The organism is Pseudomonas sp. RIT-PI-r (assembly GCF_001297015.1).
Classification (GTDB): domain Bacteria; phylum Pseudomonadota; class Gammaproteobacteria; order Pseudomonadales; family Pseudomonadaceae; genus Aquipseudomonas.
Genome location: NZ_LIGE01000014.1, coordinates 20,158 through 41,863, shown reverse-complemented (window position 1 = coordinate 41,863; position 21,706 = coordinate 20,158). Strand labels below are relative to the sequence as shown.

Below are 21,706 nucleotides of genomic sequence, written 5' to 3'. Positions count from 1 at the left end.
TGGAAGTTGGTTATGCAAACATTGGATGAAGTGGCTGTTGAAGCGCCGGTGGCGAGGTCGTGGTTGCGCTTGTTGCTGCTGCCGCTGGTGATCCTGGCGGGCATGGGCTTGTCGGTGGAGGCGGGATTGCTCGGGCCGTTGGGTGTGCAGGTCGGGCACCTGTGGGCGACGTTGAGCATCTTTGGTGTGGGCTCGGCGATTCTGTTTTTGCTGCTTCTATTCGCCGGCCCGCAGAAAGGCCCGGCGCTGAACACGTTGCCGCGCTGGCAGTTGATCGGCGGCTTTCTCGGGCCGATCTACGTGGTGGTCCTGACGCTGGCCACGCCGCACATCGGTATCGCCATGACGATGATCGCGATCCTCTCCGGGCAGGTCGGCAAGAGTGTGTTGATCGACCATTTCGGCTGGTTCGGCGCGGTGCGCAAGAAGGTCAATGCTGAGCGCTGGCTGGCGTTGGGGTTGATTGTGGCGGCACTTGTTCTGATTGCTCGGGGTTGATGATGAGTCTGATTATTTTGTTGGCCGTGGTAGTCGCGGCAGGCGCGGTGTTGAGTGTTCAAGCGGCAATCAATGGTCGTTTGGGTGAATCCGTTGGGGTGTTGCGCAGCAGTCTGCTGACGTTTGCCGTTGGGGCTGTGGTGACCGGGTTGCTGATTTTGTTTTTCGAGCCGGCGCATTCGGTGGGGTTGCTTGATGTGCCGAAGTGGCAGCTCAGCGGCGCGTTGTTTGGCGTGGTGTACATGATTGTCATGGTTGGCGCGGTGCCTCGGGTCGGCACGGCGGTGGCGACGGTGGCGGTGATTGTCGGGCAGTTGGGGATGGGGATGTTGATCGATAATTTCGGTTGGCTCGGCAACCCGGCGATTGAGCTTTCTGGCTCGCGGATTCTGGCGATGGTTTGTTTGGCGCTGGCTTTGGTGTTTATGTATCGGAGTAGTGTGCGTTCGGTTGATTGATTGATTGATTGATTGGGTTAGGGGGGCATATCCGTTGCTGCGGTAACGGCTGCTTGGGGTTCCGCCCTTACGGCGGGTCACTTTTGGCAAACGCCCCAAAAGTAACCAAAAAGGCTTGCTCCTACGTGCGGCCCGCTCGCTGGGGCTCGGGGTTCCTTCGCTGCGGGATCGATCCGGGCGCAGCGCCTACGGTTTGCTTCGCTGCACCTCCTCTCGCTGTGTTTGGCTGCGCCAAACGGTCGCTGCGCTCCCACCCCCGGATCAATCCCTCCACTCAGCCTTCCGACGTCGCCTTACAGATCAAGATCAAAAGCAGGCGAGCTGACACTCGGCCTATTGAGTGGTGAAGAGCGGGTGTTCGGCTTTTGATTTGTGGTGTGTTTGCCCCTCATCGGAACGCCGTCCGCCCAGCCCTCTCCCCGAGGAGAGGGAGCCGATTTGTGGGCTTTTCAAAGCCTGAGTTCACCGCGCTATCGCACGTCGGCGTATCTCTTCCAGTCTACCCGGCCAGTCCCCTCTCCCTACGGGAGAGGGCTAGGGTGAGGGGCTTTTGATCTGTTTCAGAATCTGAATTCGACTCGGTATTTCACGTCGGCGTAGCTCTCCCAAATACCGCGATCAGTCCCCTCTCCCTACGGGCGGTCCGACGTTTCGGGAGGGCTAGGGTGAGGGGCTCTTGATCTGGCTGGTGATCTTGATCTGGCTTTGGCTTCGGCTTTTGATTTTTTGCCCCATCGGCAGGCCGAGCGTAGGTGTTCATCAGGGGGTAGGCGCGCAGCGCCGTGCGGCGCAGCCGCATTCATCGAGAGGAGGTGCAGCGAAGCAAACCGTAGGCGATGCCCCCGGATGGACACCGTAGCGAGGGAACACTGAGCCTCAGCGAAGTGCCGTACGCCGGGGCAAGCCTTTTTGGTTACTTTTCGCTGGGCCGGCACTCCGGCGTCTGGAAAAAGTGACTCGCTGTAAGAGCGAAACCGCCAGAAGCAGCACCCGCAGCAACGGATATGCCCCCAAACCCAAACAAAATCAAAAGATCGCAGCCTGCGGCAGCTCCTACACTGGTTATCAAGGCTTGCCTATAAAGCCCCAGACAACCACCCAAAAAGGAGTCTGTCCCATGCCCGATAGAAAATGCGACTGCCCCGGCTGCAAATGCACCATCAAGGAAGGCGATCATGCCTACGCCGTCCACGGCAAACACTACTGCTGTGAAGCCTGCGCCCACCACCACAAAAGTGGCGAAGAATGCTCAAGCAAAGGCTGCCATTGCGCCCATCCGAAATAACCGCGCGCATAAAAAAGTGGAGCCTAATCAGGCTCCACTTCCAGTTTCAAGCTTGCATCATCCATGCGTTCGGTATGCCGCACCGTACCCTGTAACCGCCGGCCCTCAACCTGAACAACCACGGTTTTGGCCTGGTCGAGATCTTGCGGTAAAGGGGCGGGCACTTTCAGGGCAAAGCGATATGGATCATCTTCCACGGCTTCCAGGCCGACGCGACAGTCCACGCTCTTGGTGATTCGCCCGAACAGCGTATCGAGTCCGTAGTCCAGATGCGCCGGGCTGATGATGTTGCTCATGATGATTCCCCCGAATGATACCGATGGCCACGCTGAGCTTAGCTGGTCGGTCGCCACACGACGTTTTCCACGCCGAATTTTTCTGCCATCGGTTTGCTGGTCTTCTGCACCTTTTCCCGGCCAAATCGCGGGATCCGACCGACACCGGCATCGCAGCTAGCCCAGTGCCAAGCCTCGGCATTGTCCATTTTTTCCGAGCGGATAATGAACGACTTGGGCGCGCCGTGAAGGGTGTAGTCGATGACATAGAGTTTTGCGTTGTTCATAAAGCCCGTATTCCTCCCTGTGGTAATAGAGGGATCGCGGCGCTGCGGGAAAATTCACTCGGATTGTCCGACGGTATCTATCGTTGGCGACGTGTGGATGCACTGGTTACCATGGCGCCTCCGCCAACCTCAATGAATGCTCGTCATGGTTCTTGCCGCGCCCCCCGATCTCAGTGACACCGATGTGCCCGTGCAACGTGTGGCGCGTACCTATCCGCGCGGGTTGTTTATCGAGCCGCATGAGCATGTCTGGGGGCAGTTGCTGTATGCGGTGAGCGGGGTGATGTGGGTCGAGACGCCGCATGAGGCGTTGGTGGTGCCGCCGCAGCGTGCGGTGTGGTTGCCGCCCGGTGTGCCGCACGGGATTCGCGTGGTGTCGGATTTGCAGATGCGCAATATCTACCTGCGCCCGGCGCTGGCGGCGACGCTGGATCAGACGGTGCAGGTGATCGAGGTCGGTGGGTTGCTGCGCGAGTTGATCGTAGGGCTGGTGGAGCAGGGCGACAGTGGTGATCCGCAGTACTACGAGGCGCTGGTCGGGTTGGCGTTGCTGGAGCTGAAGCGCGCACGGCGTTCGCAGTTGAAGATTCCGCTGCCGGATGACTCTGATCGGCGTTTGATGAATTTGTGTCAGGCGGTGATGGCGGCACCGTCGCTGGCGATTCCCTTCGAACAGCACGCGGAAAATGCCGGCGCCAGCGTGCGCACGCTGGCGCGGTTGTTCAAGGACAGCCTCGGCATGGGCTTCGCCGAGTGGCGGCGGCAGGTGCAACTGGCGACGGCGGTGGCGGAATTGATTCAGGGCGTGGCGGTGAGTGTGATTGCCCGGGAGCTGGGGTATTCACCGAGCAGTTTCAGTGACATGTTCCGCCGTGAACTCGGCGTCGCCCCCTCACAATTCATGACTCACAGCGGTTGAGCAGACTGGCGTAATACCTGTAGGAGTGAGCCTGCTCGCGATAGCGGTGTGTCAGCTGGTGCATAGTTGAATGACACAACGCTATCGCGAGCAGGCTCACTCCTACAATGGATTGTGGTGGCTTCAAAGGTTTGTCCGAAATTCAGAAGTCCTTGGCCGATGCCATCCCCGCCGGTTCCCTAAACTTTGCCCATTCCTTTCAACGGGCGGAGTTACCCCCATGAACTACCTGATTTCGCTGGCCATCGGTCTCGGCGTCGGCCTGTTGTACGGCGCGCTGGATTTCCGTTCTCCGGCGCCACCGGCCATCGCGCTGGTCGGCTTGCTCGGCATGCTCGCCGGTGAACAGTTGTGGCCGATGGGCCGGCAATTGGTCGCGGGTTGGCTGTCCTGAGTTTCCTTTTCTCCTTCGGTGGATGTCCCCATGAAAGCACTGCAATTCGATAAAACCGGCGACCTGTCTTCTTTGCGCTGCGTCGAGGTGCCGACCCCCGTTCCTGGCGCGAACGAAGTACTCGTGCAGATCAAAGCGGCAGGCCTGAATCCCAGCGACGTGAAGAACGTGCTCGGGCGTTTTCCCTACACCACGCTGCCACGGATTCCTGGTCGGGATTTCGCCGGTGTCGTCGTCGAAGGCCCGCAGGCGTTGATCGGTCAGGAAGTCTGGGGCACCGGTCGTGAGCTGGGCTTTTTTGCCGACGGCTCCCACGCGCAATTCGTCAAACTGCCGGCCAATGGTGTGGCGCACAAACCCTCGCATCTGAGTTTCACCCAGGCGGCCAGCCTCGGCGTGCCTTACACCACCGCGTGGGATGCGCTGGAACGCAGTCTGGTAAAGGCCGAAACTCGTTTGCTGGTGATCGGCGGCGGGGCGGTGGCCACCGCTGCTTTGGCGCTGGCGAAAGTGCGTGGCGCGCAGTTGCTGGCGGCGGCGCGGCGCCCGGAGCAGGTGGCGGAGTTGCAGGCGCAGGGTTATCAGACGATTCAGCTGGATAAGCCGGAAGACCTCGGCGCGCAGGTCAACGCGGTGTATCGCGGCGGCGCCGATGTGATCTTCGACACCACCGGTTTCTGGTTGCCGGCGTCGGTGGCGGCATTGGCCACGTTCGGACGGGTCGCGATCATCGCCGCGCCGGTGGACGGCCACGTTCAATTGCCCGCGCTGGCGCTGTATCGCAAGGGCGGTTCAGTGGTCGGGATCAATTCGTTGCTATATGGCGTTGAAGCCTGTGCGGCGATGCTGGAGCAGTTCGGGCGGTTCTTCGATGAAGGCTTGTTGCCGTTGCCGCAAGGGTTGGTCGAAGCGCCGTTGGCCGAAGGCCTGGCGCGCTACGCCGACGTCAATCAAGGCTGTGGCGACAAGATCATCCTAATTCCCTGACCCACCGCAAAACCCCTGTAGGAGTGAGCCTGCTCGCGATAGCGGTGTGTCAGTTGATACATAGGTAACTGACACACCGCTATCGCGAGCAGGCTCACTCCTACAGTAGATCGGTGTAGGGCTCAGGAATGCGGGACGCCATTTTCCCATGCCGACCAGTTTTTCAGGATGTCCTGCACCAGTGGGTTGCCCGCGCGATAGAGGTTTTCCAGCGCCGGCACAAAACCGCCCTGATCGGCGTACTTGAGCAGGTTGTCCACTTCGCTGCCGCCCGGTTCAGGGCGGTCGAAGTCGGAGCCGGCGCGCACCACGGCCAGGCGTTGCACATCGACCAGACCTTCGCGACTGGCGCGCAACAGCGCTTCGTAGGTCGAGTTGTCTTCCTGCTGCGTCGTGCAGTATTCGCCCTTGTTGTCGGTCAGCAGTTTGGTCCAGACCTCGGCGCGCTCGCTCAGGCGCGTGCCGGAAAACCAGGTGTTGCCTGCCAGCGTGTCGCAGCGTGTGACGACGGGCGGCTGATTGGCCGGTGCCGACGGATATTTCAGGCGCCACGCCGCCGATTCCTTGCTCTCGCTCAATTCAACCTTGTGGCTGAGGGCGAAGGCTTTGTCCTGCAGCTTCGCATTCAGCTCGAACACTTCGGTCTTGTAATCCAACGGCGGTTTTTCGTTCGGCCCCTTGGTGTTGATGCCCAGATAACCGGTCGGCCAACCTGACGGCGCATCGCGCGAATCGATCTCCCATTGCGTGCCGAATTCCACCAGATAATGCGCCCACGCAGCAGTACCGATGGTCCCGTGCTTCGGGCTGATCCCGGCGATACCGGCGATCAGGAAGTAACTTTTGCGCAGGTCGAATTTCGGCGACAAGGCCAAGGCCAGGGTCGAGGCGGCCGCATTGGTCTGGCCCATGCCGGTGGTCAACAGACACACCTGCTGCGCGTTGCAGCGGATGGTCGGGTACTCGGCAGACAGGCCCGGGACGCGGATTTCCTGTTTCAGTTCCAGGCGATCAATCCAGTTTTGCGCCTCGGGGGCGAACATGGTGATCAACACCACTTTCGGTTGGATCGGCGCTTCGCCCGCCCAAACGGTGGAGGAGAGCAGGGCCACACCGGCCAGGGTCAAACGCATCATTGCTTGCATGGAAAACTCCTTGATTCAGAACTGATAACCGACGCCGGCGTAGTAACCCCAGCCGTTGGAGCGCGCACGGAAATTGCCGTCGCCAAAATTCAGCTCGCTGCCGTCCTCCCAGTTGCCACCGTTGTGGAAATAACGGCCGACCAGGGTGAAGCGCAAGTGGGTGAACGAGTAGAGCAGCACGTTGGTCGCCACCGTGGCGTTGGCGGTACGCGCGGGGTTGTCCTTGTGGATATCCGAGCCGAAATCGAAGTTGGTGAAACCGATGTAGGTCAGCGAAGCACCGTTGCTGAATTTGTCGATCGGCACGATGTACTTCAGTTGCGCGCGATAGCCGTCCCATGAGTATTCGTTGCTGGCACCGTAGTTTTCCCACTGATAGCGACCGTAGAGGTTGGCCGACAGGTTGACCCGCGAGTGCGTGTCGATGTCGGTGCCGAAACCGCTGTACAGCGTGTTGGCGCGGTTCTCTTTGCGGCTGCCGTGATCGTAGATCCAGTCGAACGCGACGTACCATTCCTTGAACGGACCGATGGCCAGGCTACGACCGGCGAGGTAGTCGATGGAGATACGCGGTTCGTGTTCCATGAACACCGGTGAGCCGTGATCCCACACGCCTTTGTCGTGGCTGTTGCCGATGTTGAAGATCTTCGGAATGTCGATGTAGCCGTACAGTTCGAACGGGCCTTTGCGGCCGAAATATTCGTACTCCAGATAGATATCGTCGGCCGGTTGCGGGCCGAAACTGATGTCTTTGCTGCCGATCAACATCAGGTCCTGGTTGTACCAGTCTGACAGGTACGCGCCTTTTTTCGGCGGGCTGGCTTCCGGGCTGAGCGCTTCGCCCTGGGCGGATTCCTCGGCAGGCGACGGTTGCGCCAGAACGCTTTGGCTGAGAAGTCCGGTAACGCCGGTCAGTAGCAAGGAAACGGCAAGCGTGCGCACAAACGGTGCGCGAACAGGAGATGCGGCGTGCATTGAAAGTCCTTTTTTGCGGATCGAGGCCCGTGTTCCGTGGGCTTGTACGGTTTTGTGGTGAAAACGCGGGGATTGACGTTACGCAAACGTTTGCACAAGGCGTACCAGTTTTTTCAATGCCATGAAAAATCGATGAATTCGTAAATTTAACTGACGGACTGATCAGGTATACCTGTTCACCGCAAAACCCTGTAGGAGTGAGCCTGCTCGCGATGGCGGTGTGTGAGAAAAGTATCTATTAACGGACACACCGCCATCGCGAGCAGGCTCACTCCTACAGGGAGTTGCGGCAGGCTAAAGGCCCGTGGATATGGGCTGAAACGCTTATTCCAGACCCCTCTAGTATTAAAGTATTAACACCATTTAATCCGTGCCCCATTGCCGGGCGTCTACTAGCTTTGTCCCCAATAACGCGGTTTTGTGATGACCGTCGCAGTCTTGATTCGCGCGTGGAATAAGCACGGCTCTGCGCGCCTTCAAGGAAGAAATTGGCCACGACAAGGAGTAGCCCGTGGAAGCAAGGTTTGGTGTCGCCCTCGTTTCGCGTTTTTCCCCACTTTCCCTTGCTGTGCATCTGAGCGTCGCCGGGCTGCTGTTCGGCGGGGTCAGCGCACCTGCGCTGGCCACGTGCTCCACGGCCGGTTCAATCGTGACGTGTACGGGGGTGCCGCCACTGCCACTGGTTCCCAACGACTTTGCCAGTGCCTCTAACAACCTGACGGTCAACGTCAACAGCGGCGCGCAGATGAACGCGACCCTTGGCGGGCATGTCATGGACCTGACGGGGGTCAACATCACCCTGAACAACTCCGGCATCATCGACCCGGCAGTCCTCGGTCTGGTGTCGGTTTTGAGTGGCGGGGCATTCATCGGCAGCGGCGCTACCAGCACGGTCAGCGTGCTCAACAACGCTGGCGCGATCATGCGGGGCACCGGGATGTTACTGGGGCTCAACCTGACGAGCATCGACGGCCTGGCCCTTTCGGTTAACAACGCGGCAACCGGCACCACCAGCATCACCAACAACGGCACCATCACCTCGACAGGACTCTCGATCGGCGGCATCACATTGGCGGATACCCCGGTGATCGGTGTCTACGGTGGTTCGCAGGTCAACATGACCAACAGCAACACCGGCGTCATCAACGGCCGAATCGCCTTCGAAACGTCGGCGGCGGGCAACACCTTCACTAACGCCGGTGCGATTACCGGCGGTGTGTCGATGGGCGCGGCGAGCACCAACACCTTCACTGCGGTGACCGGCTCCAGCGTCAACGTCGGTGACGGTGTACAGATCAGCGTTGGCCTTGGTGGTCTGGTCAATATCAACCTGACCTTTGCGCCAACCGGCACGGTCGATGGCGGTGCGGGCGGCACCAACAGCCTGGTCCTGCAAAACCCGGCTGGCGTCGGCGGCGGTATCACCGGGACTGGCACGGCATCGAGCGCCACCTACATCAACTTCAACAACCTGACCCTCAACAGCGGCACCTGGACGTTGCAGGGGCCATTGGTCAGTGGCGCGACCACGCTCAACGGCGGTATCGCCAATTTCAACAACAACGCCACCTTCGGCAGCGGTGTGCTCACCTCCAACGGCGGGGTTCTGCAGGCCAGCAATGCCGGGTTGAACATCAGCAACCTGATCTCCCTCGGCGCCGGCGGCGTCACGGTACAAGGCGGCAACGCCACCACCCTGAGCGGGGTGATTTCCGGTAGCGGCGGTTTCACCAAGGCTGGCACCGGCCAACTTAACCTCAGCGCCGCCAACACCTACCTGGGTAACACCACGCTCAATGGCGGCACGGTGCAGATCGGCAACAATCAGGCATTCAGCACCGGCACCCTCAACGTCACCGGCGCGACGACCCTGAGCGCACCGGGCACGATCAGCCTGGCCAACGCCATCAACCTCGGTGGCACCTTGACCGCCGGTGGCACCGGCGCGTTGACCCTCGGCGGCTTGATCAGCGGCAGCAGTGGCTTGACCAAAACCGGCAGCGGCAGCCTGACGGTCAGCGGCGTCAACACCGGGTTCACCGGCACCACCACCCTCAGCGCCGGCAGCCTGTTGGTGACCAATAACAACTCGCTGGGCAGCGGTGCGCTGAACACTGCCGCCGGTACCAGTCTGGACAGCACCACCAACGTCACCCTGGCCAATAACATCGGCATGACCGGCGCGCTCAATGTGCTCGGCAGCAATGCCCTGACCCTCGGCGGCGTGTTGAGCGGCACCGGCGGCATCACCAAATCCGGCACCGCCAGCCTGACGGTGACCGGCAACAACACCAACAGCGGCAACACGCCGCTCAACGCCGGCAGCCTGTTGGTGGGCAGCAACACCGCGCTGGGCACGGGTGCGCTGAATACCGCCGCCGGGACCACGCTGGATGCGACGGCGGCGGTGACCCTGGCCAACGCCGTCGCGGTGACCGGGGCGCTGACCCTTGGCGGCACGCAGGCACTGGGCCTGAGCGGTATCGTCAGCGGCACCGGCAACCTGATCAAGAACGGCACCGCCAACCTGAGTCTCAGCGGCAACAACACCTTCTCCGGCGGCACCGCGCTGAATGCCGGCACGCTGATTGTCGGCTCCAACACCGCGCTGGGAACTGGCGCGTTGACCACAGCGGCGGGCACTACGCTCGACGCCAGCACGGCAGTGGCGCTGACCAACGCGGTCTCGCTCGGCGGCAATCTGAACGTCGGCGGCAGCGCCAACCTGACCCTCGGCGGCATTGTCAGCGGCAGCGGCGGGCTGACCAAAAACGGCGCGGCCAATCTGATTCTCAATGGCGCCAACACCTTCCTTGGTGCTGTCGCGTTGAACGCGGGCACGATTACGGCGGGTGCCAACGCCGCGCTTGGTAGCGGCAATATCACCGTCGGCGGTGTGGCGACCCTCGACAGCAATGCGGCGGTGACCCTCAACAACGCGGTCATTCTCAACAACAGCCTGGGGATCGGTGGCAGCAACGCGTTGACCCTCGGCGGGGTGATCAGCGGCGCCAGCCAACTGGTGAAAAACGGCGCCGCCAATCTCACGCTCAATGGCACCAATACCTACAGCGGCGGCACCACGCTGAATGCCGGCAGTCTGACGGTCGGCAACGGCGCGGCACTGGGCACCGGCGCCTTGTCAGTGGAAGGCGCGGGCACCCTCAACGGCAGCTCCGCCGTGACCCTCAACAACAACGTGATTCTCAACGCCAACCTCACCGCTGGCGGCGCCAATGCGCTGACCCTCGGCGGGGTGATCAGTGGCGGCAACGGGCTGATCAAAACCGGCGCTTCGAGCCTGACCCTCAACGGCAACAACACCTACACCGGCACCACGGCGCTGAATGCCGGTTCACTGATTGTCGGTTCCAGCACCGCCCTTGGCACCGGCACACTCAACGCCTCGAACGGCACCACCCTCGATGCCAGTACCGCCGCGACGCTGGCCAACAACGTCAACCTCAGCGGCACCCTGACCTTGGGCGGCAGCAATGCGCTGACCTTGGGCGGCGTGGTCGCCGGTATCGGTGGGCTGACCAAGAACGGCGCTGCCGATCTGACCCTCAACGGCGCCAACACTTATTTTGGCAACACCGTGTTGAACACCGGCAAACTGACCGTCGGCAGTAACACCGCGCTGGGCTCCGGCACGTTGAACGCGGCGGCCAACACCACGCTGGACGCCAACACGGCGGTCAGCCTGAACAATGCGTTGGCACTGGCCGGTGCGCTGAACATCGGCGGTACGGCAAACATGACCCTGACCGGGCTGGTCAGCGGCGCCGGCAGTCTGGTGAAAAACGGCGCGGCCAATCTGATTCTCAACGCGGCCAACAATTACCTTGGCGGCACCACGCTGAACGCCGGCACCCTGACTGTCGGCAACAGTTCGGCACTCGGTTCCGGTGCTCTGACTGTCGCCGGTGCGGCGACGCTGGACAGCAACTCGCCGCTGGTCAGCCTCAACAACGCCGTGGCTCTGAATGCGGCACTGAGCGTGGGCGGCACGCAGAACCTGACCCTCGGCGGCGTCACCAGTGGCACCGGCCAACTGATCAAGAACGGCGCAGCCAACCTGACCCTCAACGGCAACAACAGCTTCAGCGGCGGCACCACGCTCAACGCCGGCACGCTGACTCTGGGCAATGCCAACGGTCTGGGCAGCGGCGCATTGGTCGTCGGTGGCGCGGCAACGCTGGATAACAGCGCCTCGTTTGGCATCGGCAACGCCATTACCCTGAATGCCGGACTGACCGTCGCCGGCAACAACGATTTGAGTTTGAACGGCATCATCGACGGCGCTGGCAGCCTGACCAAAAATGGTCTGTCGGATCTGACCCTCGCTGGCAGCAACACCTTTACCGGTGCGCTGAATATCGTGTCCGGCAGCGTCACTACCCTCAACAGCAATGCGCTGGGCAACACTTCCGGGGTCAACATCAGCGCCGGCGCCGGGCTGAATCTGGGCAGCGATGCCAGCCTCGGCGCGCTGACCGGCAGCGGCAGTGTGCAACTGACCGGCAGTAACACCCTGACCGTCGGCGCCGGCAACGTCACCAGCACGTTCGACGGTGACCTCAGCGGCAGCGGCGGCCTGGTCAAAGTCGGCCCCGGCCCCTTGAACCTCACCGGGATCAACGGCATTACCGGCAACACCGCGATCGATGGCGGTATCGTGAATCTCAGTGGTTCGCTGGGCAGTGCGCAAGTCAACGTCAATACCGGCGGCACCCTGACCGGTACCGGCTCGGCTCTCGGCGCGATCAACATCAACAACGGTGGGCATCTGGCGTTGTCGTCGGGCAACACCTTGTCGGCGAGTGCTCTGACTCTTGGCGCCGGCAGCAACGTTGATGTGGCCCTGGGCACACCGTCGACCGCGTCGCTGATGAACGTCGGCGGCAACCTCACCCTCGACGGCAATCTCAACGTCACCGATGCCGGCGGTTTTGGCGTTGGTGTATATCGCCTGTTCAACTACACCGGCGCCCTGACCAACCTCGGTCTGGACGTGGCCAGCGTGCCGGTCGGTTATGGTCTTGGCGATCTGCTGGTGCAGACCGGCGTGGCCAATCAGATCAACATTCAAGTCTCCGCGCCGAACAGCAACATCCGTTACTGGGACGGCAGCCAGACCATCGCCAACGGCGTGGTCGATGGCGGTAGCGGCACGTGGAATGCGGTCGGCACCAACTGGACCGACGCCAACGGTCTGGTCAACCAACCTTGGGCCGGCGACTTCGCGGTGTTCCAGGGCACTGCCGGCACGGTGACGGTGAACGGCACGCAAGCGTTCACCGGCATGCAATTCCTCACCGATGGCTACAACGTGGTCAACGGCGCGGCAGGGCAACTCACGGCGGGGGACGGCACCGGCGGCACCACCTCGGTGCGCGTCGGTCCGGGCGGGACCGCGACCATCAATGCCAATATCGATGGCAGCGGCATCCTCAATAAACTTGACGCCGGCACCTTGGTGCTCGGCGGGGCCAACACCTATACCGGCGGCACGCCACTCGACGGCGGCAAAATCATCGTCGGCAGCAACACCGCACTCGGCACCGGTACGTTGACGGCGAATGCCGGCACGCAGCTGGACAGCAACGCGGCGGTGACACTGGCCAACGCGGCGACGCTCAACGGCAACCTCACCGTGGTCGGCAGCAATGCACTGACCCTCAACGGCGTGATTGGCGGCACGGGTGGCCTGATCAAAACCGGCACGGCGAACCTGACTCTCGGCGGCAACAACGCCTTCCTCGGGCCGGTAGCACTGAATGCCGGCGGACTGATTCTGGCGTCGAACTCGGCGCTGGGTTCCGGCACGTTGAACGCGGCGGGCGGCACCTCGCTGGATGCCAGCACTGCGGTTTCAGTAAACAATGCGGTCAACCTCGCGGGCAATCTCGGCATTGGCGGCACGGCGGATCTGACCCTGGCCGGTACGGTCAACGGCGCCGGCAGTCTGAGCAAAAACGGCGCAGCCAACCTGACCCTCAGTGGCAACAACAACTTCCTCGGCGGCATCACCCTCAACGCCGGCACCCTGACCGCTGGCAGCAACTCGGCGCTGGGCCTGGGCAACCTGACCGTGGCGGGCGCCTCGGCGCTGGGCAGCAACAGGGCGCTGAGCCTGGGCAACAATGTGGTGCTCAACGCCAACCTGAGCAACACCGGCAGCAACAACCTGACCCTTGCAGGTGTGGTCAGCGGCGCGGGCGGGTTGATCAAGAACGGCGCGTCGAACCTGACGCTCAACGGCATCAATACCTACTCGGGCGGTACCACGCTGAATGCCGGCACGCTGACTCTCGGCACGGGTGGCTCTCTGGGCAGCGGCGCGCTGACCGTGGCCGGTGCCTCGACTCTCGACAACACCGCGCCACTGGTGCTGGCCAACAACCTCAACGTCAATGCCAATCTGGCTCTGGCCGGAAACAACAACCTGACCCTCGGCGGTGTGATTGCCGGCGCCGGTACGCTGAGCAAAAACGGTCTGGCCGACGTGACCCTGAGCGGCAGCAACACCTTCAGCGGCACCTTCGATGTAGCGTCCGGCAGCCTGACCACGCTGAGTGGCGCGGCGCTGGGCAACAACGCCACGGTCAATCTCGCGAGTGGCGCGGCGCTGAATCTCGGTGCATCGGGCAGCCTAGCCAGCCTCACTGGTAGCGGCACGGCGCTGATCGGTACGGGCAATACGTTGAGCCTCGGTGGCAACAACGTCAGCAGCACCTTCGCCGGCATCCTCAGCGGTGACGGCAGCCTGAGCAAACTCGGCAGCGGCACGCTGACCCTCAGCGGTATCAGCGACCTGACCGGCGACACCAACGTCAACGCCGGCACCCTACAGGTCAACGGCTCGCTGGCCAGCGGCAATGTGCTGGTCAACAGCGGCGGTACGCTCGGTGGCAGCGGCACCTTGACCGGTGCCCTGACGGTGGCCGATGGCGGTCATCTGGCGGGCGTCACCGGCAGTACGCTGAACGTGAGTTCGCTAGTGTTCAACGGCAATTCCAACTTCGACGTCGGCCTCGGCACACCGGTGTCCGGTGGCGGCAATGCGCTGGTCAATGTCGGCGGCAACCTGACCCTCGACGGCACCCTCAACGTCAGTGACATCGGTGGTTTCGGCAGCGGCGTCTATCGCTTGATCGACTACACCGGCGGCCTGACCGACAACGGCATGCTTTTCGGCACGTTGCCGGGTAGCGTCAGCCCGGGCGATCTGCAACTGCAAACCGCACTGGCCAATCAGATCAACCTGCTGGTCACCGCACCGGGCGTCACCGTGCAATTCTGGGACGGCAATCAATTGGTGGCCAATGGTTCGGTGGAGGGCGGCAGCGGCACCTGGGGCACCGGCACCACCAACTGGACCGACGTCAACGGCACCACCAACCAGGCCTGGACCAACAATTTCGCGGTGTTCCAGGGCGCGGCCGGCACGGTCACCGTCAATGGCGCGCAAACCATCACCGGCATGCAGTTCGTCACCGATGGCTACAGCCTGGTGAACGGCACGGCGGGCTCGCTGAATCTGGTCAACGGTTCGCTGGGCAATGCCACGGTGCGGGTTGACCCGAACGCCACGGCAACCCTCGGTGTGGCGATCAATGGCAGCGGCACGCTGGGCAAATACGACACCGGTACGCTGGTGCTCAACGCGGCCAACGGCTACACCGGCGGCACGGCGCTCAACGGCGGCAAGATTGTCGTCGGCAACAACGCCGCGCTCGGCACCGGCGTCCTGACCGCCGCCGATGGTACCGCGCTGGACAGCAACACCGCCGCGACCTTGGCCAATGATGTGCTGGTCAACGGTGGCTTGACCGTCGCCGGTTCCAATGTGCTGACCCTGGATGGCGATGTCAGCGGCAGCGGCAGCCTGATCAAGGCCGGCGCTTCGAGCCTGACCCTCAACGGCAATAACAGCTACAGCGGCGGCACGCAGCTCAACGCTGGCACGCTGATTCTCGGCAACAACAGCGCGATCAGCAGCGGTGCATTGAACGTGACCGGCAATGGCAGTCTCGACAGCACCTCGGCGCTGCAACTGGCCAACGCGATCAATCTGGGCGGGCAGTTGACCCTCGCCGGCAACCAGAACACTACGCTGATCGGCGCTGTCACTGGCGCGGGCAGTCTGGTGAAAAATGGCGCAGGCGATCTGACCCTCAGCGGCGCCAACACCTACAGCGGCGGCACCACGCTGAACGGCGGCAGCACATTCGGCGACACCAGCAGCCTGCAAGGCGCGATCGTCAACAACGCCACGCTGACCTTTGAGCAGAATGCCGATGGCAGCTACACCGGCAACCTCACCGGCGCCGGCACGCTGAACAAAACCGGCAGCGGCGATTTGCTCCTGACCGGCAATAATGGCTTCACCGGTAACACCTCGGTGCAAGCCGGCAGCCTGCTGGTCAATGGCACGCTCAACAGTGCCAACGTCAACGTTGCCAGCGGCGCAAGCGTCGGCGGCAGCGGCCAGTTCGGCGGCGCGGTGCAACTGGCCGACGGTGCGACGCTGGTCGGTGGCGCTACAGCAACGCCGTTGTCGGTCGGTTCGCTGGCACTGTCCTCGGGGACCAATCTGGATTTCAGCCTCGGCTCGGCGACCAGTTCGACCACCGTGGTCAATGTCGCCGGCAATCTGACCCTCGACGGTACGTTGAACATCAGCAACGCCGGCGGCTTCGGCACCGGGGTTTATCAACTGTTCAGCTACGGCGGCAGCCTGACCGACAACGGTCTGGTGTATGGCAGCCTGCCGGTGTCGGCGGCCAATCTGACCCTGCAAACTGCGATTGCCAATCAGATCAACCTGCTGGTGCAAGGCACCCCGGGTGAGGTGCAGTTCTGGAACGGTGGCACCACCAATCCGGACGGCAGCATCGGTGGCGGCAGCGGTGTGTGGGGGCCGGACACCAACTGGACCGACCCGAGTGGTACTCAGGCCCTGGCTGCAAATGGTCAGTTCGCGGTGTTCGGCGGTCAAGCGGGTACGGTTACCGTGCAGGGCAATCAGAACTTCACCGGTCTGCAATTCCTCGCCGGCGGCTACAGCCTGGTTCCGGGGGCTGGCGGTACGCTGACCCCGGTCAACGGCGCGGACGGCAGCCTCGCGCCAGTGCGGGTCAATGCCGGTGGGAGTGCGGAAATCTCCGCGCCGCTGGTGGGCACGGGGGGCATCGAGAAGCTTGATTCCGGCACGCTGGTATTGAGCGGCGCCAACACCTACAGCGGTGGCACCACGGTCAGCGGCGGTACGCTGGTCGGTAACACCACCAGCCTGCAAGGCAACATCCTCAACAATGCTTCGCTGTTCTTTGTGCAGAACTTCAATGGTCAGTTCAACGGATCGTTGCGCGGACTTGGCGCGATGCTCAAACGCGGTACCGGCACCTTGCTGTTGACCGGCGATAATCCGTTCAGCGGCACGGTCGCGGTCGATCAAGGCGTGCTGCAAGTCGGCAGCCGGTCGGCGCGGGCTTCGCTGGGCGGGCAAGTCACCGTGGCCAACGGCGCGGGGTTGAGTGGTAACGGCAGTGTCGGTTCGGTGGTCAACCATGGCGTTGTCGCCTCGGGCTCCGAAGCAGGCACCCTGAGCGTGGCCGGTAACCTGACCAACGCCAGCGATGGTGTGCTGGCCCTGACGGTCAGCTCGCCAACCGCGACGCCACTGGCAATCGGCGGCACCGCAACGCTGGGCGGCGCCTTGCAAGTGAACTCGCTGGCACCGTTCACCGGCAACACCACGTATTCGCTGATCACCGCGGGTGGTGGCGTAAATGGCACCTTCAGCGCCGCAGACCTGCCGCAATACGCGTTCCTCAACACTGCACTGGTATATGACACCAACGCAGTGAACCTGGTGGTCAGCCGCAATGGCAACTCGTTCGCCGATGTCGCCGCCACCGGCAACCAGTTCCGGACTGCTACTGCGCTGTCGAACAACGGCCCAGCGGGTGCGGCGTTGCAGAACGAAATCGTCAACCTCAGCGTCGCCGGTGCGCGTAATGCCTTCGACAGTCTGTCCGGTGAGATCCACGCCAGCACCGCCAGCGCCATCCTCGAGGATTCGCGCTATGTGCGTGACGCAGTCAACGATCGCATGCGCCAACCGTCATGCAGCGCGGCGGATGATCCACGCCGTGCCCTGGCGCCAAGTGGCAACCAACTGAGCAGCAACGGTTGCCACGGCGAAATGGTTGGCTGGGCCCGCGCTCTCGGCGCCTGGGGTGAGTCGGATGGCGACAGCAATAGCGCCAGCCTCGACCGTAACCTCAGCGGTTTCATGCTCGGCACCGACAAGCAACTCGATGACCAGTGGCGCGTGGGCATGGCCGCCGGTTATACCCGCAGCGACCTCGACGCACATGATCGTCGCTCGGATGCCACCGTCGAAAGCTACCACTTGGCGGCGTACCTCAACTCGCAGTTCGATGCACTGGCGGTGCGCCTCGGCGCGGCTTACAGCTGGCACGACATCGAAACCAAACGCGACGTCAGCGTCGGCAGCTACAACGACCGTCTGAAGGCCAATTACGACGCTCGTAGCGCGCAGGTGTTCGGTGAAGTCGGTTACACGATTGAAGCCGGCGGCATTGCCCTTGAGCCTTTCGCCGGGCTGGCCTACGTCAACTACGACAGCGACAAGGCCAAGGAGAAAGGCGGAGTAGGGCGCCTGGAGGCAGATGCCGATCAGGACATCACCTTCTCGACCCTCGGCGTGCGCGCCGGCAAAGTCATCACCCTGGCCAACGGCGGGCAATTCACCCCGCGCGCGGCCATCGGCTGGCGGCATGCCTTCGGCGACACCAAGCCTGACGCCGACCTGACCTTCATCGACGGCGGCGCCTCGTTCAGCACCCAAGGCGTGCCGATTGCCAAGGACAGCGCGATTGTCGAAGCCGGCGTGGACTTCCAGATCAGCCCGACCGGCAAACTCGGCGTCGGTTATTCGGGGCAACTGTCGAACGACAGCAACGATCATGCGATGACCATCAGCTTCAGCCTTGGCTTCTGATTTAGGGTCGAAGCACTTTTAGCCGCCCGTGAGGGCGGTTTTTTTTGCCTTGTCGCCAGATGATCGTTCCCACGCTCTGCGTGGGAACGCCTCCAGGGACGCTCCGCGTTCCGGCTCCGTGAAGGGACGCGGAGCGTCCCGGGCTGCATTCCCACGCGGAGCGTGGGAACGATCGGATAGACCCGGCGTGCTCTGCTAGAATCGGCCCCATTAACAGCCTGAGACTCCCCCATGAGCGAGCCGATTCGTCTGACCCAATACAGCCACGGCGCCGGTTGCGGCTGCAAGATTTCCCCGCAGGTGCTGGAAGTGATTCTGGCCGGCAGCGGTGCGCAGAACCTCGATCCGAAACTGTGGGTCGGCAACGCCTCGCGTGATGACGCGGCGGTCTACGAGATCGATGCCGAACGCGGCGTGGTCTCGACCACGGACTTCTTCATGCCGATCGTCGACGACCCGTTCGACTTCGGCCGCATTGCTGCGACCAACGCGATCAGCGACATCTACGCGATGGGCGGCGATCCGTTGATGGCCATCGCGATCCTCGGCTGGCCGGTCAATGTGCTGGCGCCGGAAGTCGCGCGCGAAGTGATTCGCGGCGGCCGCGCCGTTTGCGACGCGGCGGGCATTCCGTTGGCGGGCGGGCATTCGATCGACGCGCCGGAGCCGATTTTCGGCCTCGCCGTCACCGGTCTGGTGGAAAAACGCCACATGAAGCGCAACGACACCGCGACCGCCGGTTGCCTGTTGTACCTGACCAAACCGCTGGGCATCGGCATCCTCACCACGGCCGAGAAGAAGGGCAAATTGCGCGCCGCCGATGTTGGCGTGGCCCGCGACTGGATGTGCACCCTGAACAAACCCGGCAGTCGCTTCGGCAAACTCGCCGGCATCACGGCGATGACCGACGTCACCGGTTTCGGTCTGCTCGGGCATCTGGTGGAAATGGCGGACGGCAGTAAGCTGACGGCGCGCATCGCTTATGACCGCGTGCCGCGTCTGGACAGCGTCGAGTACTACCTCGATCAGGGCTGCGTCCCGGGCGGTACGTTGCGCAATTTCGACAGCTATGCGAGCAAGGTCGGCCGCGTGCAGGAACTGCACAAACGCGTGCTCTGCGACCCGCAAACCAGCGGTGGTCTGCTGATCGCCGTTACCCCTGAAGGCAATGACGAGTTCCTTGCCGTCGCCGCTGAGCTGGGTCTGAATCTGGCGTCAATCGGTGAGCTGGTTGAGCGACAGACGAACGCAGTCGAGGTGATCTGATGCTCCGCGACTGCACTGACTATCGAGACATTTTCCTCAACGACCGGCCGCTGATGGATGCCCGCGCGCCGGTCGAGTTTCACAAGGGCGCATTCCCCGGCGTGATCAATTTGCCGCTGATGAACGACATCGAGCGGCAGAAGATCGGCACCTGCTACAAGCAACACGGTCAGCAAGCGGCCATCGAGTTGGGCCATCAATTGGTGGCCGGCGCGGTGAAAGCCGAACGCATCCAGGCCTGGGCCGATTTCGCCCGGGTCCATCCTGATGGTTTTATCTATTGTTTTCGTGGCGGTCTGCGGTCGCAGATCACCCAGCAATGGCTGCGTGACGAGGCGGGCATCGACTATCCGCGCGTCGGTGGTGGTTACAAGGCCATGCGCAACTTCCTCATCGATACCACTGAACAGGCCATCGCGCAGTGTGATTTCGTCCTGCTGGGCGGCATGACCGGCACCGGCAAGACCGAAGTGCTGGTGCAGTTACGCAATGGCCTGGATCTGGAAGGCCACGCCAATCATCGCGGTTCCAGTTTCGGCAAGCGCGCCACCGGGCAGCCGTCGAACATCGATTTTGAAAACCGTCTGGCCATCGACATCCTCAAAAAGCGCGATGCCGGGATCGAGCAGTTTGTGCTCGAGGACGAAAGCCGGGTGGTCGGCAGCTGTGCCTTGCCGCTGCCGCTGTACCAGGGCATGCAGCAATACCCGATGGTGTGGCTGGAGGACAGTTTTGACGATCGCGTCGAGCGGATCCTGCGTGATTACGTGGTCGATCTGTCGGCGGAATTTGCCACGGTGCACGGGGAGGAGGGCTTTACGCTGTTCTCGGAGCGCCTGCTCGAGAGCCTGAATAACGTGCAGAAACGCCTCGGCGGCGAGCGGCATCAGCGCATGTTGCTGTTGATGGAAGAGGCATTGATTGAGCAGGCGCGCAGCGGCGCAGTGGATCTGCATCGTGGCTGGATCGAGGGCTTGCTGCGCGAGTATTACGACCCGATGTATGTGTTTCAGCGCGAGAAGAAGGGCGGGCGGATCGAGTTCGCCGGGGAGCGTGGGGCGGTGCTTGAGTATTTGCGCGAGCGGGTGAACCAGAAAGATTCATAGTGTTTTTGCCGGCCTCATCGCTGGCTTGCCAGCGATGGGGCCTGTAAGGCAACGAATGACTCAGGTCGGACAGGTTTCCTTGCCATGATCCAGCCCCTGCTTGTAGCTGTGGCTCTGCAGACTGGCCTTGCCGTTGTGCCAGGTCAGGGTCAGCACATACAGCGAGTCGAAATCATCGCCTGACCAGTCATCGGTAATGTTCTGTTTGCCGCCGACCGCTTTGCCCGCGACCTTGTTGATCAATTCCGGCAGATAGCCGTGCGACCACGCGGTATAAATCGTCGAGTTGTGATACTTGTCGTCGAGCAGTTCGCGGGCCAGGTCGCTGGTGTCATTGGCGGAGAACTCGATGTTCACGGGCAGGCCGAGCTTGATCGCCGCCGGGCTGATGGTCATCAGCGGACGAATGTAGCTGTAGGAGTTGTCCAGTTCGCCTTCCTCGACGTTGCGCGTCGGGTTCGCGGCGAATACGTAATCGGCCTTGCCGAATTTTGCCGGCAGCAGCGTCGACAGGTCGATCGCGCGGTTCAAGCCCTGGCAGTTGAGCTGGCCGAGACCGCCCTCCGGCTTTTCCGCGTGGCGCAGGAACACCAGGGTCTGGGTGCCGTCGACCGGTTGCGCGCGACTTTCGCTGGACTCCAGCGACAGGAACAATGCACTGACCGCCAGCAGCGAGGGCAAGACCACATAGGCGCGATGTTTGAAGCGTTTGGCGAATCTCAAAAGGTTCGTCATGTAATAAAGGATTCTTCAGCAAATTCGGTTAAGGCTGACAAACCTTTGCACCGCGGGCTCCCAGCACCGGGTGATTTCCCTGTCGTGAACGGCTTCCTCTGCGAGAAAGGCATAGCTCAGAGTCCCCTGAGGCCCATTTGGTTCGATCCGGGCGAATGCGCAGCACTTTAACGGCTCGTTCCAACGGCTTGGTTGCAGGTTAACGACAGGATGTTACGGTTCGTGTAGGAGCCGCCGCAGGCTGCGATCTTTTACGCTTGTTCAAAGGCTCAAAATCAAAAGATCGCAGCCTGCGGCAGCGCCTACATTATGATCGGGGTTCAATTTGTGACTGGATGCTT

General features: G+C 62.2%; 14 protein-coding genes. 9 read left to right on the top strand and 5 right to left on the bottom strand.

The window, feature by feature from the left end:
* Positions 1 to 12: 12 nt before the first annotated feature.
* From AK821_RS04050 to AK821_RS29295, 3 genes are all read left to right on the top strand, one after another.
* Positions 13 to 498: a DMT family transporter gene (locus tag AK821_RS04050; protein WP_064388290.1), complete on the top strand. Its 486-nt coding sequence runs from the start codon at positions 13 to 15 to the stop codon at positions 496 to 498.
* Between the two features lie 2 nt (positions 499 to 500).
* On the top strand, positions 501 to 956 hold the full coding sequence (locus AK821_RS04045; RefSeq protein WP_064388299.1) for a DMT family transporter: 456 nt from the start codon (positions 501 to 503) through the stop codon (positions 954 to 956).
* A 1,117-nt stretch (positions 957 to 2,073) separates the two neighbouring features.
* A complete protein-coding gene (locus AK821_RS29295; RefSeq protein WP_082355407.1) occupies positions 2,074 to 2,241 on the top strand; it encodes a metallothionein in 168 nt (55 codons plus the stop codon).
* Between the two features lie 23 nt (positions 2,242 to 2,264).
* Here the strand turns inward: AK821_RS29295 and AK821_RS04035 are convergent, their stop codons facing one another.
* Positions 2,265 to 2,537: a hypothetical protein gene (locus AK821_RS04035; protein WP_064388286.1), complete on the bottom strand. Its 273-nt coding sequence runs from the start codon at positions 2,535 to 2,537 to the stop codon at positions 2,265 to 2,267.
* A gap of 38 nt (positions 2,538 to 2,575) precedes the next feature.
* Positions 2,576 to 2,803: a DUF6555 family protein gene (locus tag AK821_RS04030; RefSeq protein WP_064388284.1), complete on the bottom strand. Its 228-nt coding sequence runs from the start codon at positions 2,801 to 2,803 to the stop codon at positions 2,576 to 2,578.
* 136 nt (positions 2,804 to 2,939) lie between these two features.
* Between AK821_RS04030 and AK821_RS04025 the strand changes: the two genes are divergently transcribed.
* The 3 genes from AK821_RS04025 to AK821_RS04020 all read left to right on the top strand — a co-directional run bounded on the left by AK821_RS04025 (position 2,940) and on the right by AK821_RS04020 (position 5,103).
* Positions 2,940 to 3,722 (top strand): AraC family transcriptional regulator, encoded by a 783-nt coding sequence (locus AK821_RS04025; RefSeq protein WP_064388283.1) that lies wholly within the window; start codon positions 2,940 to 2,942, stop codon positions 3,720 to 3,722.
* Between the two features lie 220 nt (positions 3,723 to 3,942).
* Positions 3,943 to 4,116 (top strand): DUF1427 family protein, encoded by a 174-nt coding sequence (locus AK821_RS29290; RefSeq protein WP_007969534.1) that lies wholly within the window; start codon positions 3,943 to 3,945, stop codon positions 4,114 to 4,116.
* A 30-nt stretch (positions 4,117 to 4,146) separates the two neighbouring features.
* Entirely contained in the window at positions 4,147 to 5,103 is a 957-nt protein-coding gene (locus tag AK821_RS04020; RefSeq protein ID WP_064388281.1) for a quinone oxidoreductase family protein, read from the top strand.
* A gap of 122 nt (positions 5,104 to 5,225) precedes the next feature.
* Here the strand turns inward: AK821_RS04020 and AK821_RS04015 are convergent, their stop codons facing one another.
* The gene (locus tag AK821_RS04015) at positions 5,226 to 6,248 is read right to left on the bottom strand and encodes a purine-nucleoside phosphorylase (protein ID WP_064388279.1); all 1,023 of its coding nucleotides are present in this window, start codon (positions 6,246 to 6,248) and stop codon (positions 5,226 to 5,228) included.
* A gap of 15 nt (positions 6,249 to 6,263) precedes the next feature.
* Complete coding sequence (locus AK821_RS04010; RefSeq protein WP_064388277.1) at positions 6,264 to 7,223, bottom strand: nucleoside-specific channel-forming protein Tsx; 960 nt, start codon at positions 7,221 to 7,223, stop codon at positions 6,264 to 6,266.
* A gap of 511 nt (positions 7,224 to 7,734) precedes the next feature.
* Here AK821_RS04010 and AK821_RS04005 point away from each other — a divergent pair.
* From AK821_RS04005 to mnmH, 3 genes are all read left to right on the top strand, one after another.
* Positions 7,735 to 18,258, top strand: a complete 10,524-nt coding sequence (locus tag AK821_RS04005; RefSeq protein WP_064388276.1) for an autotransporter-associated beta strand repeat-containing protein — start codon at positions 7,735 to 7,737, stop codon at positions 18,256 to 18,258.
* Positions 18,259 to 18,489: 231 nt separating this feature from the next.
* Positions 18,490 to 19,524: a selenide, water dikinase SelD gene (gene selD / locus AK821_RS04000; protein WP_064388273.1), complete on the top strand. Its 1,035-nt coding sequence runs from the start codon at positions 18,490 to 18,492 to the stop codon at positions 19,522 to 19,524.
* On the top strand, positions 19,524 to 20,630 hold the full coding sequence (gene mnmH, locus AK821_RS03995) for a tRNA 2-selenouridine(34) synthase MnmH (protein WP_064388271.1): 1,107 nt from the start codon (positions 19,524 to 19,526) through the stop codon (positions 20,628 to 20,630). The genes selD and mnmH overlap by 1 nt, the downstream gene beginning before the upstream one ends.
* A gap of 60 nt (positions 20,631 to 20,690) precedes the next feature.
* Here mnmH and AK821_RS03990 read toward each other — a convergent pair whose 3' ends face one another.
* Positions 20,691 to 21,365 (bottom strand): hypothetical protein, encoded by a 675-nt coding sequence (locus tag AK821_RS03990; RefSeq protein WP_064388270.1) that lies wholly within the window; start codon positions 21,363 to 21,365, stop codon positions 20,691 to 20,693.
* Positions 21,366 to 21,706: the final 341 nt, after the last annotated feature.